The following is a 3,552-nucleotide window of genomic DNA, read 5'->3' on the forward strand; positions in this document are numbered from 1 at the left end:
CGCGCCCCCCGCCACCAACCAATACATTGCATCGTCGGCAGCGTCTGTTGTGTATACGTGACCGCGCGCCGGCCGCCGCACCGGCGCCGTCGCGGGCCGGCGCGCCGGCCGCCGCTACGCTGGCGGACGTGACCCAGGGCTCGGACGCGATCGGCCTGGTGCTGGCGCGACCGGCCCGCATGCTCGGCCTCGAGCCGTTCTTCATGGAGCTCATCGCCGGCATCGAGGAGACGCTGTCGACCGACGGCCGGTCGCTGCTCCTGCACGTGGTCCCCGACCACGAGGCGGAGATCCGCGCCTACCGCCGCTGGGGCGACGGCGGGATGGTCGACGCCGTGGTCCTCGTCAACCTCGTGCAGGAGGACCCGCGCCTGGCGGTGCTGCGCGAGCTCGCGATCCCCACGGTCGTGGTCGGTGGCCCCGACCGTGCGCTCGAGGGCGTCGCGCACGTGTGGATCGACAACGGGCAGGCCATGCGCGACGCGGTCGCGTACCTCGTCGGCCTCGGCCACACCACGATCGGCCGCGTCTCGGGGCCCGCGACGCTCACGCACACGCAGTCCCGCACGACCGCCCTGCTCGAGGAGTGCGCCGCGCTCGGTGCCCGCGGCGTCGTCCTCGAGGGCGACTACGGCGAGGAGTCGGGCACGCGTGCCACGCGCGCGCTCCTGGGCCGCGGCAACGCGCCGTCGGCCATCGTGTACGACAACGACGTCATGGCCGTCGCGGGCCTCGGCGTCGCGCACGAGCTCGGCCTGTCCGTCCCCGCGAACGTCTCGCTGCTGGCGTGGGACGACTCGGCCCTGTGCCGCCTCTCGCACCCGCCGCTGTCGGCGATGAGCCTCGACGTGCACGCGATGGGCGTGCAGGTCGCCGACTCGGTGCTCAACCTGCTGGCGTCCGGCCGCCCCACCAGCTCGACGGCCCCGCTCCCGCGCCTCGTCGCGCGCGGCAGCACGGCGCGTCGGTCCCGCTGAGCGCCCTGCCGCGGCGTACCCCGCTCCCACCTGCGCGGTCGCCCGTGCAGTGATTGGGTAGGCACATGAGTGCGGCTGAACCCACACCGGTCCCCGTCGACGCCGACACGCTGCGCGCCGTCGCTGCGGGAACCCACTACGACCCGCACGGCGTGCTCGGCCCGCACGTCGGGGACGGCGGCGTGACGGTCCGCACGCTGCGCCCGCTCGCGGACCGCGTCGCCGTCGTCACGGGCGACGGCCGCACCGACGCCGTCCACGAGCAGGACGGGATCTGGGTGGCGGTGCTGCCGGGCACGGACGTGCCGGACTACCGCCTCGAGGTGACCTACGACGGCACCGCGTCGACGGCCGACGACCCGTACCGGTTCCTGCCCACCGTGCGCGAGCTCGACCGCCACCTCCTGCGCGAGGGCCGGCACGAGCAGCTGTGGGACGTCCTCGGCGCGAACACGCACACCTACCCCGGCGCCCTCGGGGAGGTCAGCGGCACGTCGTTCGCCGTGTGGGCCCCGAACGCCCGCGCCGTGCGCGTCGTCGGCGACTTCAACCACTGGCAGGGCGCCACGCACGCCATGCGATCGCTCGGCGACAGCGGCGTGTGGGAGGTCTTCGTGCCGGGCGTCGCGTCCGGCGCCCGCTACAAGTTCGAGATCCTCGGCGCCGACGGCTCCTGGCGGCAGAAGGCCGACCCGATGGCGAAGGCCACCGAGGTGCCGCCGGCCACCGCGTCCGTCGTCGTCGAGTCCCGGTACACGTGGGGTGACGACGCGTGGCTCGCGCAGCGCGGCGACCGCGACCCGCACGCCGGCCCCGTCAGCATCTACGAGGTGCACCTCGGGTCGTGGCGGCAGGGACTGTCCTACCGGGACCTCGCGCACCAGCTGACCGACTACGTCGTCGAGATGGGCTTCACGCACGTCGAGCTGCTGCCCGTCGCGGAGCACCCGTTCGGCGGCTCGTGGGGCTACCAGGTGTCGTCGTACTTCGCCCCGACGGCGCGGTTCGGCCACCCGGACGACTTCCGCTACCTCGTGGACTGCCTGCACCAGGCGGGGATCGGGATCATCCTCGACTGGGTGCCCGCACACTTCCCGAAGGACGAGTGGGCGCTCGCCCAGTTCGACGGCACGCCGCTCTACGAGCACCCGGACCCCCTGCTGGGCGAGCACCCCGACTGGGGCACGTACGTCTTCAACTTCGGCCGCTCCGAGGTGCGCAACTTCCTCGTCGCGAACGCCACGTACTGGCTCGAGGAGTTCCACGTCGACGGCCTGCGCGTCGACGCCGTCGCGTCGATGCTGTACCTCGACTACTCCCGCCAGCCGGGGCAGTGGCGGCCCAACGTGTACGGCGGCCGCGAGAACCTCGAGGCCATCTCGTTCCTGCAGGAGGCGAACGCGACCTCCTACCGCCGCACCCCCGGCGTCATGATGATCGCCGAGGAGTCGACCGCCTGGCCGGGCGTCACGGCGCCCACGTCCGGCAACGGCCTCGGGTTCGGCCTGAAGTGGAACATGGGCTGGATGAACGACACCCTGCGCTACCTGCGCGAGGCGCCGATCAACCGCCGGTACCACCACCACGAGATCACGTTCTCGATGGTGTACGCGTACTCGGAGCACTTCGTCCTGCCGATCAGCCACGACGAGGTCGTGCACGGCAAGGGCTCGCTGTACGAGCGCATGCCCGGTGACCACTGGCAGAAGCTCGCCGGCGTGCGGGCCCTGCTCGGGTACCAGTGGACGCACCCGGGCAAGCAGCTGCTCTTCATGGGCCAGGAGTTCGCCCAGCAGCACGAGTGGGCCGAGGCGCGGTCCCTCGACTGGTACATGCTCGACGACGGCGCGCACCACGGCGTGCAGCGCGCGGTGCAGGACCTCAACGCGCTCTACCGTGCGACGCCGGCGCTGTGGCAGCTCGACCACACGCCCGACGGGTTCGAGTGGCTCGCGTCCGACGAGGCCGACCTCAACCTGCTGGCGTACCTCCGCAAGGGGGTCGACACCCCGACGGCCGCGGTCGTCGTCAACTTCGCGGGTGTGCCGCACGAGGGCTACCGCCTGCCGCTGCCGCACGGCGGCCGGTGGCGGGAGGCGTTCAACTCGGACGCGGAGGTCTACGGCGGTTCCGGCGTGGGCAACCTCGGCGGCGTGGAGGCCGAGCCGGTCGAGCACTACAGCCGGCCCTACTCCGCGCAGGTGCGTGTCCCCCCGCTCGGGGTCGTCGTGTTCGTCGCCGAGGACGACTGACCGACAGCACGAGCGCAGGCGCGGGGCCTCCGATCCCACTGGCCTCACGACGAGCACGGGAAGGCCCGCACGCACCGCGTGCGGGCCTTTCTCGTCGTCCGTGCGCCTCCATGCTCGGGCCAGGCGGCGGCACGAACGCGATGCCCCGGGCCAGGCCGCACGAAGGCCCGCCCGCGCATGGGGGGCCTGGAACGCACGAAGGCCCACCCCGTGTCGGGTGGGCCTGAGACGTCGGGTGGGCCTGAGACGCACGAAGGCCCACCCGGTGTCGGGTGGGCCTTCGTGGAATGGTTGTCCGGCGGCGTCCTACTCTCCCACACCCT

2 protein-coding genes are annotated in these 3,552 nt (G+C 72.9%); both read left to right on the plus strand.

Going from position 1 to position 3,552, the window contains the following annotated elements:
• Positions 1-128: 128 nt before the first annotated feature.
• Complete coding sequence (locus tag AB6N23_RS17715) at positions 129-977, plus strand: LacI family DNA-binding transcriptional regulator (RefSeq protein ID WP_412867285.1); 849 nt, start codon at positions 129-131, stop codon at positions 975-977.
• Positions 978-1,042: 65 nt separating this feature from the next.
• A complete protein-coding gene (gene glgB, locus AB6N23_RS17720) occupies positions 1,043-3,229 on the plus strand; it encodes a 1,4-alpha-glucan branching protein GlgB (protein ID WP_412867286.1) in 2,187 nt (728 codons plus the stop codon).
• Positions 3,230-3,552: the final 323 nt, after the last annotated feature.

Origin of the sequence: Cellulomonas pasadenensis, from assembly GCF_047229365.1 — a bacterium.
In the GTDB taxonomy this organism is placed as follows: Bacteria; Actinomycetota; Actinomycetes; order Actinomycetales; family Cellulomonadaceae; genus Cellulomonas.